Annotated in this window: 1 pseudogene; it reads right to left on the bottom strand. The window is 62.1% G+C overall.

Annotated elements, in window-relative coordinates:
• Nucleotides 1-520 (bottom strand): annotated as a pseudogene (locus SB4_RS19340) (IS5 family transposase); the annotation flags it as partial.
• Between the last annotated feature and the right edge of the window lie 2 nt (nt 521-522).

Below are 522 nucleotides of genomic sequence, written 5' to 3'. Positions count from 1 at the left end.
TCCCTGAACCAGTCTGCATCATAACCGCGGTCACCAAGCAGCCACTGTGCTTTTGGCAGATCATCGAGCAGCGCTGCCGCGCCAGTGTAGTCGCTGACCTAGCCTGCTGTCATGAAAAAGCTCAACGGGCACCCGTTCGCGTCGGCGACCGCATGGAGCTTGGTGTTCATGCCGCCCTTGGTACGCCCGATCAGGCGGCCGAGATCCCCTTTTTAACCCGCAGGCTCGATGCCGTGCGGTGCACCTTCAGGTGAGTCGCGTCGATCATGACCGTCTTCGGCTCGGAGTCCGCCGCAGCCAAGCCCTCCATCATCCGCGTGAACACGCCTGCCTCGCCCCAGCGCTTCCAACGGTTATACAACGTCTTGTGCGGGCCGTAGTCCTTGGGTGCATCTCGCCAGCGCAGCCCGTTTCGATTGACGAACACGATACCGCTCAGCACCCGACGATCGTCCACGCGCGGCTTACCGTGGCTCTTGGGAAAGAAAGGCCGAAGCCGTTCCATCTGCTCGTCCGTCAGCC

Origin of the sequence: Sphingomonas sanguinis, from assembly GCF_001476905.1 — a bacterium.
GTDB classification, from domain to species: Bacteria; Pseudomonadota; Alphaproteobacteria; order Sphingomonadales; family Sphingomonadaceae; genus Sphingomonas; species Sphingomonas sanguinis_B.
Note: the sequence above shows the minus strand (reverse complement) of the source record. Positions and strands in the feature narration are given on the sequence as shown.